The 14,172-nt window shown below is 72.6% G+C and carries 12 protein-coding genes; all 12 read right to left on the reverse strand.

Features of this window, described 5'->3' with window-relative positions; translation table 11 throughout:
• Positions 1–12: 12 nt before the first annotated feature.
• Complete coding sequence (locus tag Bequi_RS01785) at positions 13–1,215, reverse strand: amidohydrolase family protein (protein WP_249736290.1); 1,203 nt, start codon at positions 1,213–1,215, stop codon at positions 13–15.
• A complete protein-coding gene (locus Bequi_RS01790) occupies positions 1,212–2,624 on the reverse strand; it encodes a hemolysin family protein (protein WP_249736291.1) in 1,413 nt (470 codons plus the stop codon). Before Bequi_RS01790 ends, Bequi_RS01785 begins: the two co-directional genes overlap by 4 nt.
• 217 nt (positions 2,625–2,841) lie before the next feature.
• On the reverse strand, positions 2,842–3,765 hold the full coding sequence (locus Bequi_RS01795) for an endonuclease domain-containing protein (protein ID WP_249736292.1): 924 nt from the start codon (positions 3,763–3,765) through the stop codon (positions 2,842–2,844).
• A gap of 373 nt (positions 3,766–4,138) precedes the next feature.
• Positions 4,139–5,758, reverse strand: coding sequence for a signal recognition particle protein (ffh, locus tag Bequi_RS01800; protein WP_249736293.1), 1,620 nt, complete (start codon positions 5,756–5,758; stop codon positions 4,139–4,141).
• Positions 5,759–5,848: 90 nt separating this feature from the next.
• Positions 5,849–8,194, reverse strand: coding sequence for a [protein-PII] uridylyltransferase (locus Bequi_RS01805; protein ID WP_249736294.1), 2,346 nt, complete (start codon positions 8,192–8,194; stop codon positions 5,849–5,851).
• The gene (locus Bequi_RS01810; protein WP_249736295.1) at positions 8,184–8,522 is read right to left on the reverse strand and encodes a P-II family nitrogen regulator; all 339 of its coding nucleotides are present in this window, start codon (positions 8,520–8,522) and stop codon (positions 8,184–8,186) included. Before Bequi_RS01810 ends, Bequi_RS01805 begins: the two co-directional genes overlap by 11 nt.
• A complete protein-coding gene (locus Bequi_RS01815) occupies positions 8,519–9,862 on the reverse strand; it encodes an ammonium transporter (RefSeq protein WP_249736296.1) in 1,344 nt (447 codons plus the stop codon). The genes Bequi_RS01810 and Bequi_RS01815 overlap by 4 nt, the downstream gene beginning before the upstream one ends.
• A 213-nt stretch (positions 9,863–10,075) precedes the next feature.
• The gene (ftsY, locus tag Bequi_RS01820; RefSeq protein WP_249736297.1) at positions 10,076–11,512 is read right to left on the reverse strand and encodes a signal recognition particle-docking protein FtsY; all 1,437 of its coding nucleotides are present in this window, start codon (positions 11,510–11,512) and stop codon (positions 10,076–10,078) included.
• Positions 11,513–11,598: 86 nt separating this feature from the next.
• Positions 11,599–11,745, reverse strand: a complete 147-nt coding sequence (locus Bequi_RS01825; RefSeq protein WP_249736298.1) for a hypothetical protein — start codon at positions 11,743–11,745, stop codon at positions 11,599–11,601.
• 81 nt (positions 11,746–11,826) lie between these two features.
• A complete protein-coding gene (ndk, locus tag Bequi_RS01830; protein WP_249736299.1) occupies positions 11,827–12,252 on the reverse strand; it encodes a nucleoside-diphosphate kinase in 426 nt (141 codons plus the stop codon).
• Positions 12,253–12,261: 9 nt separating this feature from the next.
• Positions 12,262–12,702 carry a DUF4233 domain-containing protein gene (locus Bequi_RS01835; RefSeq protein WP_249736300.1) on the reverse strand — a complete coding sequence of 147 codons (441 nt, stop codon included), beginning with the start codon at positions 12,700–12,702 and terminating at the stop codon, positions 12,262–12,264.
• 2 nt (positions 12,703–12,704) lie between these two features.
• Positions 12,705–14,054, reverse strand: a complete 1,350-nt coding sequence (locus Bequi_RS01840) for a bifunctional folylpolyglutamate synthase/dihydrofolate synthase (protein ID WP_249736752.1) — start codon at positions 14,052–14,054, stop codon at positions 12,705–12,707.
• Positions 14,055–14,172: the final 118 nt, after the last annotated feature.

Genomic DNA, 14,172 nt, shown 5'->3' on the forward strand with positions numbered 1-14,172 from the left:
GGCGCTCCGGTTTCAGTCCCGGCCCGCTCGCACCCCGCCGACGAGCACCAGCTCCGGGTCGCGCAGCGCCCGGTGGTCCGTGCGCGGATCCTCTCGCACGACCACGAGGTCGGCTGGGGCGCCGTCCTCGAGCGCGGGCGCTCCGAGGAATGCGCGCGGGGCCCAGGAGGAGGCTTCGAGGATGGCGGAGGCGCCGAGCCCGCAGCGGGAGAGCTCGTCGAGCTCGTCGTGGATGATGCCGTGCCCGAGGACTCCCCCGGCGTCGGTGCCGACGAGCAGGCTCACTCCCGCATCGAAGGCGTCGCGCGTGCGAGCGTAGCGTCCCGCTCGCAGAGCGCGCATGTGGGCCGCGTAGGCGGGGAACTTCTTCTCCCCCGCGCTCGCGTACTGCTCGAATTCGCCGACGTTCACCAGGGTGGTCACCACCGGCACGTCCGCCGCGGCGGCCTGGGCGATGGTGTCGTCGGTCAGCCCGGTGGCGTGCTCGAGGCAGTCGAAGCCGGCCTCCAGCGCGAGCGGGAGCGTCTCCTCGTCGAAGGTATGGGTGGTGATGCGGGCACCCTCGACGTGCGCGGCGTCAGCCGCGGCGCGGAAGTCCGCGGCGTTCCAGGTGGGTGTGAGGTCCCCGGCGTCCCGGTCGATCCAGTCGCCCACGAGCTTCACCCAGCCGTCGCCGCGACGCGCCTGCTCGGCGACGGCTCCGGGGAGCGCCTCGGGCTCGACCTCCTCGGCATAGCCGATCAGGTAGCGCCGGGTGCGGGCGATGTGCCGGCCGCAGCGGATCAGCCGCGGCATCCTCGCCTCTGCCTGGAGCGGGGCGGTGTCGATGATGGAGCCGGCGTCGCGGATCAGCGTGACGCCGGTGGCGAGGTCGGTGCGCGCCTGCGCGCGGGCCTCCGCCAGGCTCGTACCGGTCCCCTCGCCGCTGATGCCGATGTGGCAGTGGAGGTCGGCCAGCCCCGGCACGACGAAGCCGTCGATGCGCTGGATCTCGGTGCCGCGGGGCAGGTCGGGTCGCTCGTGGCGGATCGCGCCGCCGACGACCCATGCCTCGCTCAGCTCCTCGTCCGGACCCAGCAGGATCGGGCCGCGCAGGTGGAGGACGGGCGCAACCTGTCCCGGCCGCGGGGCGTAGGCAGGCGAGGCGCTCGCGGGGCGGAAGGACGGGGCGGTGCTCGAGTGAGGGGCGGTGCTTGCGTGCGAGGCGGTGCTCATGCGCGGGTCTCCTTCGAGGTCGCAGGAAGGCGGGAGCTGCCGGAGGCAGCGCTGTCGGCAGCGCCGTCGGCAGCGATGGCGGCGGGATCGATGCCGGCATAGTCGGCATCGTCGGCGTCGGAGCCGGCCCCGTCGGGCGTGAAGCGCAGGCGGGTCACGCGGTGCCCGTCCATCTCGCGCACCTCGAGGCGGCCGCCGTCGATATCGACGCTGTCCCCGATCGCGGGAACCCGCCGCAGCTGCGCCATCACGAACCCGGCGACGGTCTCGTAACCGCGGCCGTCGGGCAGCTCCACTCCAGTGCGGTCGCCGAACTCCTGGACGATCAGTCCGCCGTCGAGGTCGAGCGGGGCCCCCGCCGTGTGCGCGGCGCCCGGGCTGCGGACCTCCGCGTCGTACTCGTCGTAGATCTCGCCGACGAGCTCCTCCAGCAGGTCCTCGAGCGTGACGAGGCCGTCGGTGCCGCCGTACTCGTCGACCACGACCGCGATGTGGTCGCGCTCGGCGCGCATCCGGTTCAGCGCGTCGAGCGCGCCGACCGTGCCGGGAAGCTGCAGGATCGGCCGCGCGATCGCCGACAGCGGCATCGAGGGATCCTCCACATGCAGCAGGTCGCGCACATGGACGAAGCCGGTGACGTCGTCGATGTCCATGCCGGTCACCGGGTAGCGGGAGAACGTCGTCCCGCGCAGCGCCTCGCGGGCTTCGGCGGCGCTCGCGGTCGCGGGGAGCACGTGCATGTCCCGGCGCGGGCGCATGACCTCCACGACGGTGCGCTCGGCCGCGTCGAACACGTCCGTCAGCACGCGGCTCTCGAACCCCGCGATCGCATCGGAATCGCGCACCATCGAGCGGATCTCCTCGGCGGAGACCTCCTCGCGGTTCGCGTGCGGGTCCCCGCCGAGCAGCCGCACGACGATGTCCGTCGACGTCGACAGGAGCCAGATGACCGGGCGCATCAGCACGCTGAACACCCCGAGGATGGGGCCGAGGATCCGGGTCATCGCCTTCGCGTTCTGCATGGCGAGGCGCTTGGGCACCAGCTCGCCGAACACGAGGGAGAGATAGGCGATCACCAGGGTCATGCCGATAAGGGCGATCGTGGACGCGGCGCCGGCGCTGACACCGAGGCGCTGGACCGCAGGGGCGAGGGCAGGGGCGATCGTGGAGGCGCCGTAGGCGGAGGAGAAGAATCCCGCGACGGTGACGCCGATCTGCACGGCCGAGAGGAACTGGTTGGGGTCGCGCGCGAGGGCCGCCGTGCGCCTGCCCCGCTCCCCCGACTCCTCGATCTCGCGGATCTGCGAGTCCCGCAGCGACACGATCGCCATCTCGGTCCCTGCGAACACACCCCCGATGAGGACGAACAGGAACACGAGGCCGAACGCGAGAAGGGCTGAGGAGTCCATGCCTCCACGCTATCGGGAGCGGCTGGGGAGGAGGCGAGCGGGGCGGGGCGGGACGCGCGGGAGTGGGCTGAGCGGGGCGCCACCCAGCTCAACTGCCGCGAGATCGCGACCTCATGCCACTTCTTGGCATAGAACCGCGATCTCGCTCCCGTCGAGAGGCGGACGACGGGCGTCGGGCCTCGGGCCTCGGGCCTCGAAACAGGCACTCCCCGCCGCCTCACACCGCCAGCACCGCCTGAGCGCGCTCGATCGCGGCGCTCAGGCGGTGCAGGAACCGCTGGGGCGAGACGACGTCCGCGATCGAGATCCGCAGCACGACCCAGCCCAACTGATGCAGCACCTCATCCTTGTGGAGGTCGCGCTGCCACTGGCGACGGTTCGTGCGGTGCTCTTCGCTGTCGTACTCGATGGCGATCTTCAGGAAGGGATACCCGAGATCGATGTAGAACAGCTGCCCGGTCACCGGGTCGCGCACCTCGAAATTGGCGACCGCCGCACCGAATCCGCTCCGGATCAGCAGGAGCCGCACTCGCGTCTCCATCGGGGACCACACGTTCTCTGCGGCATCGGCGAAAGCCTTCCTCAATGCAGCGGCACCCCGGCCGCGCAGATTCTCCACGATCTGCTGGACTGCCTTTCGCGGCACCGCCGGCACACGCATGCCCTTCCCGCTGATGACCGCATCGAGTCCCACAACCAGGTCGTCGTGACGCAGACCCGGACTGAGCTCCTGGAGCACGAGCACCGGGTGAGACATGAGCACGCCCGCGATGCGGCACCGCTGAGCGGGCTCCCCTCCGCGATGTACGACATAGCAGGAGTTCGCTCGCCCTGCCCACGATGGCTCCGACGACCGGCAATGCAGCAGTGCACCACCCTGGCGAGAGAACGTCCGGGGCAGCGGGATTCCCAGCAGCTCCCCCGCCGTGGCATGACTGACCGTGGCGTTCGGGACGATGCCGGTCTGCAGCGTCCCGGGGATGGCGAGCAGGGGGGCGGGAGCGTCCGTGCGCATGTAATAGCCGGGCAGCACTCGGGTGAAGGCGGATGACGCCAGCAGGCGCTCATGGGCTCCGCGGCGCAGGAGCTCTGCGCGTGCGAACAGCACGCCAGGCGGGAGATCCGTGGGACGCAGAGGCATGCCGCTGACGCTATGGAGGATCGAGAGCGACGCATGCGGGGAGCGCGCGCATTGTGGAAGCCCCACTGGTGGGGAGGACTGGTGGGCGCTCAGTCGTGCGCGCCGCACTGCGTCCTTCGCGAGATCGCGATCCCATGCCAAGAAGTGGCATAGGACCGCGATCTCGCGCCGGCAATGCCGCTGCCGCGGCGCCCAACACATGCCCTCTCGCACCGAGATCGTGGTCCTATGCCAAAAGTTGGCATAGGACCACGATCTCGCGGCGGCAAGGGAGCGCTCCGGTGGGGCGGGCTCGGGGCTGGCGTGGGGCGGGCGGGCGCAGGGCTGGCGGCGACCCCGCCCGGCGCCCGGCGCGCCCCGGCGCGCCCGCGGCTCAGCGGCCGCCGAGGAGCTTGCGCATCTCCGGGGGCAGCTGCGAGGGGTCGATGTCGCTGAGGTCGGGCATCGCGCCGAAGCCGTTCTTCGCCCCGCCCTTCGCCCCGCCGCCGAACGCCGAACCCGCACCGGCGGGCGCCTCGCCGCGCTCGGCCGCTTCGCGCGCCCGCTTCTCCGCCTCGGCGGCCTCGCGCGCGGCCTTCGCGGGGTTCTTCGACTTCTTGCCGCCGGAGACGGGGCGCGGGGACTGCATCCGGCCGCGGGACTTCTTGCCCATGCCCATGCCGGGGCCGCCGGGCATCGCGCCGCCGCCCATGGCCGAGCCCATGCTGCGCATCATCTGCTGGGCCTTCTTGAAGTTCTCCAGGATCTGGTTGACCTGCTGGACCGATGTGCCCGAGCCCTTGGCGATGCGGGCGCGGCGCGAGCCGTTGAGGAGCTTGGGATCCTTGCGCTCGGCGGGCGTCATGGATCGCACGATCGCCTCGACGCGATCGATCTCGCGCTCGTCGAAGGCCTCGAGAGCCTCGCGATGCTGGCGCATGTTCGGAAGCATGCCCAGCATCTTCTTCATGCTGCCCATCTTCTTGAGCTGCTGCATCTGGTTCAGGAAGTCGTCGAGGGTGAAGTCCTCGCCGGATGCCAGCTTCTGCGCGGCCTTCTCGGCCTCCGCGGCGTCGAAGGTGCGCTCGGCCTGCTCGATGAGCGACATGACGTCGCCCATGTCGAGGATGCGCGAGGCCATGCGGTCGGGGTGGAAGCGCTCGAAGTCGCCGAGCTGCTCGCCGGTCGAGGCGAACAGGATGGGGCGCTGGGTGACGCCGGTGATCGACAGGGCCGCGCCGCCGCGGGCATCGCCGTCGAGCTTCGAGAGCACCACGCCCGTGAAGCCGACGCCGTCGCGGAACGCCTCGGCGACGCGCGCGGCGTCCTGGCCGATCATGGCGTCGACGACGAACAGGGTCTCGTGCGGGTTCACGGCATCGCGGATGTCCCGCGCCTGCTGCATCATCTCCTCGTCGATGCCGAGGCGGCCCGCGGTGTCGACGATGACCACGTCGCGCTGCTGGAACTGCGCGGTGGAGACGCCGTTCATGGCGACCAGCACCGGGTTGCCGACGCCGTTGCCGGGCTCCGGCGCGAAGACGGGCACGCCGGCGCGCTCGCCGACGATCTGCAGCTGGTTGACGGCGTTGGGGCGCTGGAGATCGGCGGCCACCAGCATCGGGGTGTGGCCCTGGTCCTTCATCCACTTCGCGAGCTTGCCGGCGAGGGTGGTCTTGCCCGCGCCCTGCAGTCCCGCGAGCATGATGACCGTCGGAGGGTTCTTCGCCCAGGTCAGCTCGCCGGTCGCGCCGCCGAGGATCTCGACCAGCTCGTCGTTGACGATCTTCACGACCTGCTGAGCGGGGTTCAGCGCCTTGGAGACCTCCTCGCCCAGCGCCCGCTCGCGCACGCGCCCGGTGAAGTCGCGCACCACGGGCACGGCGACGTCGGCGTCGAGCAGCGCGCGGCGGATCTCGCGGATCGTCTTGTCGACGTCCGCCTCGGTCAGACGGCCATGGCCGCGCAGACCCTTGAGGGAGGCGGCGATGCGGTCGGAGAGGTTGTTGAACACGGCAGGCTTCCCCCAGGGTCAAGTGGACCGTCCCAGTGTAGGGCGCGCGCCGCGCATCGCCCGGGGCGCAGGGGGCTGGGGCGGCTCACCTCACGCCGAGGCTGCCTCCATCAGGGCGGGGATGACGCGCTGGACCATCGCGTCGGCGAGCGGACGCCCGCGCGCGTCGGTCAGGTAGAGCACGTCCACGGCGCGGTGGCCGAGGGTCATGATGTGGGCGCTGCGCACCTCGAGCTGATGCAGCGTGATCATCTCCGCGACGTCGGCGAGCAGGCTCGGCCGGTTGCGCGCGTTGACCTGGATGACGGTCGCTCCGGGTGCGGCGCCCGGCAGCAGGGTCACCACCGGGGCGTCCTCGGCGGTGCGGGGCGGCGCTCCGGGGGCGACGTCGAGCACGCGGGCGGCCGGATCGTGCCGTCGCTCCAGCTCGCGCTCGAGGGCCGCGCGCAGGACGGTCGGGTGGGGCTGGTCGGCCGGGGCGCCCGTGACCCACCGCGTATCGACCGCGATCCCCTCGGCCGTCAGGATGACGGCGCTGCGCACGTCCATGCGGTGGCGCGCGAGCACTCGCGCCATCGCCGCGAACACCCCGGGGCCGTCGGGAGCGCCGAGGCACACCTGGGTGACGGGCTCTGCGTCCGTCGGCGCCGGGTACAGCACCTGCGGCCCGCCGGTGCGGCCGACGGCCTCGCGCACCGCGGCCTGGGCGGCGCGCTGCGGGGTCAGCAGGTCTCGCGGGGCCCGGGCGGTCCCGGTGAGGGCGTCGCGGGCGAGGGCGGTGAGGTGGTCCACGAGCGACGCCCGCCAGCTCGACCAGGCCGACGGCCCCGCGGCGCGGGCGTCGGCCTCGGTGAGCGCGCGCAGCAGCTCCAGGACCCCCAGGTCGCGGTCCACCGCCTCGAGCAGCGCCTCGAGCGTCCCCGGCTCGGAGAGATCGCGCGCGGTCGCAAGCTCGACGAGCGTGAGGTGCTCGCGCACGAGGCGCGCGACCACGTCGGCGTCAGCCTCCTCGAATCCCAGGTGGAGCGCCGCGCGGCGCGCGAGCGGCGCTCCGGCCAGGGAGTGGTCGCTGCCGTCTCCGCGCTTGCCGATGTCGTGCAGGAGCGCCGTCACCAGAAGCAGATCGGGCCGGTCCACGCGCGCGAGATGCGACTGCGCCTCCTTCACCGTCTCGAGCTGGTGGCGGTCCACGGTGAAGCGGTGCACGGGAGAGCGCTGGGGGCGATTGCGGATGCCCTCCCATCCGGGCACGAAGCCCCCGAAGGCACCGTGGACGTCGAGCGCCTCGTAGGTCTCCCGGATCGCCCCTCCGGCGAGGGCATCGACGAGGACGTCGCGCTGGGCGGGGGTGAGCGGGCGGCTCGGCCGACGGGCGAGGCGGGCGAGGGTCGCGTCCGCGAGCGGGAGGCCCGTGCTCGCGGCATGGCGCACGGCGGCGAGGTCGCGCACCGGATCCGTGACGGCGGGGTCGACGGACACCTCACCGGACTGCACGAGCACGCCGTGGCCGAAGCGCTCGAGCTGCGGCCGGCGGTCGGCGCCCTGGCCGCGGGTCCCCGATCCGCCCGGGGCGGCAGCCGCGGCGGCGGCGCGCACGGTCCGGTGGAGCTGCCAGGAGATCGCGCGCGCGGCGTCGGCCAGCGCGGAGAGGTGGTCGTCCGCCGTCTCGAAGCCCGTCAGCGCGGCGACGGCGTCCTGGTCGGCGCGTGCGAGGCGGGTGGTGGCGCGTCCGGTCACGGCCTGCAGCGCGTCGCGCGCATCCATCAGGGTGCTCGCTGCGGCGTCGACGACCGCGTGGTCGTGATCGGCGAGCCATGAGGCCGCGAAGGCGCGGATCACCGTGATGTCGCGCAGTCCCCCGCGGTCGGACTTCAGGTTGGGCTCGGCGGAGTGGGCGAGCTGGCCGTACTGCTCCTCCCGGGCGCGAGCGATGTCGATCAGCTCCGCGCTCAGGCGGCGGGCGGCGGAGCGCCACTGGCGGCGCACCCGGGAGGCGGTGTCCGCGACGAGGGCCTCCTCCCCTGCCACGCAGCGCAGGTCCAGCAGGGAGATCGCGGCGCGCAGGTCCTCTCCTGCGACCGACTCGCACTCCTCAGGGCTGCGCGAGGCGTGGTCCAGGGACGTGCCCGAGTCCCAGATGGGGTACCACAGGGCGCTCGCGAGACGGGCCGCCTCCTCCTCGTCGATCCGGCTGCGGTCCAGCAGCAGGACCAGGTCGAGGTCGCTCGCGGGGCCGAGATCTCCCCGGCCCAGCGAGCCGATCGCCGCGAGCGCGGCGCCGCCTGCGGGCGGATCCGCCTGCGCCCACAGCTCCTGGAGCCAGGCGTCCACGAGGGCGGCGTGCTCGGCGCGCCGCGCCGGGCCCGATGCGCCCTGCGCGAAGCCGGCGTGCAGGACGTGGGCGAGCCGGCTGGCCGGCAGCGGTTCAGACGGCATCTGCCCCTCTCTCGCCCGTGCGCACCCGCACGGTCTCGACGATGTCCGTGACCCACACCTTGCCATCGCCGATGCGTCCGCTGCGCGCGGTGCTCACGATCAGGTCGACGACGCCCTCGACGCTCTCGTCGCGCACGGCGATCTCGATCTTGATCTTCGGGATGGTGTCGATCCGGTACTCGGCCCCGCGGTACACCTCGGTGTGGCCGCCCTGGCGGCCGTATCCCGCGACCTCGGTGATGGTGAGGCCGGAGGCGCCGTGCTCGCGCAGCGCGTCGGCGACGGCGCTCAGGGCGTGGGGCTGGATGACGGCGGTGATGAGCTTCATCGGTTCTCTCCTCGGTGGGCGTGGCTGGTGGCGATGCTGCGCAGGGTCGCCGGGCTCCCGGTGAGGTCCCAGGCGGTCTCGGCATGGCGGCTGAGATCGATGCCGGCGATCTCCTCCTCCTCGGAGATCCTCCACCCGAGCACGGCCTTCAGGAGGAGGCCGACCGCGAGTGTGACGGTGCCGGAGACGAGCACGGCGGCCAGGGTGATGATCACCTGCACGCCGAGCTGCGCGAAGCCGCCGCCGTACAGGAGTCCGGTGTCCGTGGCGAGGAAGCCGATGAGCACGGTGCCCGCGATCCCTCCCACGAGGTGCACCCCGACCACGTCGAGGGAGTCGTCGATGCCGAAGCGGTGCTTGAGGCTCACCGACAGCGCGCACACAGCCCCGGAGATCGCGCCGAGGGCGATGGCCCCGAGGGGGCTGACGGCGGCCGCGGCCGGGGTGATCGCGACCAGGCCGGCGACCGCGCCGGAGGCTGCCCCGAGGCTCGTGACGTGGCGGTCGCGGATTTTCTCGACGACCATCCAGCCGGCGATCGCCGCAGCGGTCGCGACGGTCGTGTTCACCCAGGCCAGTCCCGCGGTCGCGTTCGCGGTGCCGGCGGAGCCGGCGTTGAAGCCGAACCATCCGAACCACAGCAGGGCCGCGCCCAGCATCACCAGCGGCAGGCTGTGGGGCCTCATCGGCTCACGGCCCCAGCCGATGCGGCGCCCGGTGAGGATCGCGAGCACGAGGCCCGCCATCCCGGCGTTGATGTGCACGACGGTCCCGCCGGCGAAGTCGATGGGGGCGACGGCCGCGACGGCGTCGGATCCGGTCCCCGTCGTCCCGAAGACAGCCGCGGCGAGCGAGTCCGCGGATCCCGACAGGAGCCCTCCGCCCCAGACCATGTGCGCCATCGGCGCGTAGCCCAGGATCGTCCACAGGCCGGCGAAGACGACCCAGGTGCGGAAGCGGATGCGGTCGGCGATCGCCCCGGAGATCAGGGCGACGGTGATGATCGGGAAGGTCATCTGGAATGCGGCCGCGACGAGGAAGGGGACTCCGGAGGCGGCGAGGAGCGACTGCTCGTCGGTCCCCTCGAGGCCGAGGAACTGGAGGGGATCGCCGATCACGCCACCGATGTCGTCGCCGAAGGCGATCGAGTAGCCGCACACGGTCCAGACGATCGCGCCGACTGCGAGCGCCGCGAAGGACATGAGCATCATGTTCAGCACGGTTTTCGCGCGGACCATGCCGCCGTAGAAGAAGGCGAGGGCGGGGGTCATGAGCAGCACGAGCGCGGCGCTCATCAGCATCCACGCGGTGGCCCCGGTGTCGAGGACGAAGGGTTCCATGTCGGCTCCTGAGAGGGGAGTCGGGCGGCCCGGGGGCCGACGGCCCGAGAGGACCGCGCGCCCATCGTGGGTCGGAAGGTGCGCGCTCGCCCCCTCCAGAGCGCCCCGTTACCTTTCCGTGACCTGCGGTTCCAGGGGGTGGACATGGAAAGGCGCCCGCACACCCGCGCAGGCGGACGGGCGGGCGCCCGGGGGCGTCGCGTCGAGCGGCGCTCAGTCCAGGAGCGCGTCCACGAATCCGTAGGCGTCGAACGGCGTGAGGTCGTCCATGCCCTCGCCGAGGCCGACCATCTTCACCGGCACTCCCAGTTCGCGCTGGACGTTCGCGACGATGCCGCCCTTGGCGGTGCCGTCGAGCTTGGTGAGCACGAGACCGGTCACCTGCACCACCTCGGAGAACACGCGGGCCTGCTGCATGCCGTTCTGACCGGTGGTCGCATCGAGGACGAGGAGCACCTCGCTGATCTCGTCGCCGTGCAGGGCCTTCTGCGCGACGCGGCGCACCTTGCCCAGCTCGTCCATCAGGCCCTTCTTGTTCTGCAGGCGCCCGGCCGTGTCGATGATGACGACGTCGGCGGAGGTCTCGATGCCGCGCGCGACCGCGTCGAAGGCGACGGCTGCGGGATCGGCGCCGTCGCGGTCCGAGCGCACGGTCTCCACGCCCACGCGCGATCCCCAGGTGGCGAGCTGATCTGCGGCAGCCGCGCGGAAGGTGTCGGCGGCGCCGAGGACGACGCTGCGGTTCTCGGCGACCAGCACGCGCGCGAGCTTGCCGACGGTCGTCGTCTTCCCGGTGCCGTTGACGCCGACCATCATGATCACCGACGGCACCGCAGTGCCGTCGGGCGCCGTACGCACGGTCGCGGCGAGTCGGCGGTCGAGAGTCGGGTCGACGAGATTCACGAGCTCCTGGCGCAGGGCCTCGCGGATGGCGACCGGATCCTCGGTGCTGATGACCTGGATGCGTCGGCGCAGGTTCTCCATCAGCTCATCGGTGGCGCTGGGGCCGAGGTCGGCGAGCAGGAGCGTCTCCTCGATCTCGTCCCACGTGCTCTCGTCGATCTTCCCGCTGGTCAGCAGGCCGAGGAGGCCCCGGCCGAGGGAGCCGGAGCGGGAGAGGCGCTCGCGCAGGCGCTCCATACGGCTGGCCGCGGGCTCCGGCGCATCCAGCGGCACGACGGCGGGGGCGGGCTCTGCCGCAGGCTCCGCCCGCGCCGGCTCAGCAGCGGCGTCGTCGGTCGGAGCGACGCCGCTGGCCGGAGCCGCAGCAGGGGGCGCGGGGCTCGCGGCGGGCTCCGCGGGGGTGGCGGGCCGGGCCGGGACGGTCTCGTCCGTCGCGGCTCGCTGCGCTGCATCCGCCGGAGCGGCGGTCTCTTCCGGGCCAGCGGGCGCAGCAGGGGCGGAGAGCGTGTCGCCCCAGGTCGGAGCCGCGGGGCGGTCCTTGGTGGCCGGGCGCTCCTTGACCTCCAGACCGGTGGAGGTGGTGCGGACGGTGCCCTCAGCCGAGTCGGTGCCCGGCCGGCTTCCGCCCTGCCGGGTGCTGTCGCCCTTCGCACGGCGGCTGCGCACCCAGGCCCAGGCGCCTGTGCCGATGACGACCAGGCCGCCGCCGGTGCCGGCGAGTATGGCGAGGATTTCATTGGGGTCCACAGGGCACCTCCACGAGTAACGGGCGCCGTTCGGCGCAGGCCGCCCCCCAGTCTAGGGGCCGCGGGTACGGGCCGTGCGGCCCGCGATCAGGCGCTGCGGTCGGTGCGGGAGGTGCCTCGGAGGGGCGCCTCGACCGGCTCTGCATCGCGTCGGGCGGTGAGCACGGTGAGCGCCAGCACGCCGAGCGCGAGGAGGACGGCGAAGACGATGAAGAGAATGCTCACGAGACCCATGGGTCCATTGTGTGCTCTCCCCAGGCGGGGCTCTCGCCGCCGGCCTGGGGAGTTGGTCACATGCGCCTCACGGGCGCGGTCTCAGCCCTGCTCGGGGAACCAGATCGCGATCTCGCGCGCAGCGGACTCCTCGGAGTCCGAGCCGTGGACGAGGTTCTGGATCACGGCGGTGTCCCACTCGCGGGCGAGGTCCCCGCGGATGGAGCCGGGAGCCGCCTGGGTGGGGTTGGTGGCGCCGGCGAGCGAGCGGAAGCCCGCGATGACGCCCTCTCCCTCGGCGAGGATCGCGACGACCGGGCCGGAGCTCATGAAGTCGACGAGGGGCCCGTAGAACGGCTTCCCCTCGTGCTCGGCGTAGTGCTGGGCGAGGAGCTCCTGGGTGGCCTCGCGCTGGTCGAGCGCGAGGATGGAGTATCCCTTGGCCTCGATGCGGCGCAGGATCTCGCCCCGCAGACTGCGGCGGACGGCGTCGGGCTTCAGCAGGATCAGGGTGCGTTCGGTGCTCATGGCGTCAGCCTATCGAGCGCGGCCCTGCAGCCCTGGGTCCGCCCTGCGAGGATCCTCCTCGGGGTGCGCCTCCCAGTAGCTGGCATCCACCGCGTCCTTCTCGGCATCGAGCTTTCGGCCGATCAGCACGCTGTACACGTAGATCGCGGCGAAGAGCAGGCCGACGGCCCACATCGCCCCGACCCAGATGCCCATCGCGATCAGCGGCAGCTGCAGCAGGGCGCCCATCGCGTAGGGCCAGGCGCGCTTCTTGAGCATTCCGCTGGTGAGCACGAGCAGCACCGCTGTGACCAGGGCCAGCGTCCACACCGGTGCGCGCGTGCCAGGGCTTAGCTGGTGGGCGACGAGCGCGGCGAAGACCATGACGAGCGCCTCGACCACGAGCGTCGTCGAGGCGAGGATGCGCTGGGCGCCGTGGGGGCGCTGCGACGGGGTCAGGGAGCCGGGCACTCTCACACCTCCTCGGCGAGGCCGAGGAGGTCGCGGACCTCGGCTGCGAGCGTGATCGATCCGGCGACGACGACGCCGCCGAACTGGTCGCCGCCGTCCTCTGCGAGATCCACGGCGCGCTGGATCGCGTCCGGGAGGGACGCGGACTCGATGACGCGGTCCTCGTCGCCGAAGACGTCGCGCGCGATGTCGGCGAGGACGTCGGCCGGGATGGCCCGGGGGGAGGAGGACTGCGAGATGACGACGGCATCCAGCAGCGGCTCGAGCGTCGCGAGGATCGCATCGGCGTCCTTCTCCGCGAGGATGCCGACGAGCCCGATCGTGCGGGTGAAGCGGAAGTTCTCGCGCACGGTCTCGACGAGGACCTCGGCCCCGGCCGGGTTGTGGGCGGCGTCGATCAGCACCGTGGGCGCCTGACGGGCGACCTCCGCACGGCCCGGGGAGGTGACACGGGCGAGGGCGTCGGCGAGCATCTCGGCGCCCAGCGGCGTCTCCCCTCCCCCGAGCAGCGCCTCGCAGGCCGCGATCGCGAGCACGGCGTTGTGCGCCTGGTGCTCGCCGAGCAGGGAGAGGAACAGGCTGTCGTAGCGCCCGGCGATCCCCTGCACGCTCAGCATCTGCCCGCCGACGCCGGGGGTGCGGGAGAGCACGCCGATCTGCTCGCCCTCGAAGGCGGCCTCGCAGCCCAGTTCGGCGGCGCGATCGCGCAGCACGTCGGCGGCGTCGGGCTCGGCCTGCTCCCCGATGACGGCGAAGGATCCGGCCGTGAGGATGCCGGCCTTCTCCCCTGCGATCTCGGCGATCGTGTCCCCGAGGTAGTCCTGGTGGTCCAGGCCGATGGCGGTGATGACGCTGACGTCCGGGTCGATCGCTCCGGTCGCGTCCCAGGTGCCGCCGAGGCCGACCTCCACCACGGCGACGTCGACGGGGGCGGTCGCGAACGCCTGGAACGCCATCGCCACCATGTACTCGAAGAAGGTCAGGCGGGGACCCCCGGCTGCGAGGGACTCGGCGTCCACGGCCTCGGCGAACGGGAGGACGTCCTCGTAGGCCTGGATGAAGCCCTCCTCGTCGATGGGGGCGCCGTCGATCGCGATCCTCTCCACCGGCGAGTGCAGGTGCGGGCTGGTGGTGCGGCCCGTGCGCAGTCCCGCCTCGCGCAGGATCTGCTCGATGATCCGCGCGGTGGTGGTCTTGCCGTTGGTGCCGGCGATGCGGATCGAGCGGTAGGAGCGCTGCGGATCCCCCATCAGCTCCATCACGCGGCGGATCCGGGTGAGATCCGGCTCGATGCGGTTCTCGGGCGCGCGCTCGAGCAGTGCGGCGTAGACGGCGCGGAGCTGCTCGGACATCTCCGGGCGGGCGGTTCGGGGCACAGCGGCTCCATTCGGTGCTGAGCGCGCGGGAGCGGACCGGGTGCGATCCGCGGCGCGAGATGGGGAGGCCTCAGTCTATGAGGGGCGGGCCGGC

Source organism: Brachybacterium equifaecis, from assembly GCF_023509525.1.
Taxonomy (GTDB): Bacteria; Actinomycetota; Actinomycetes; order Actinomycetales; family Dermabacteraceae; genus Brachybacterium; species Brachybacterium equifaecis.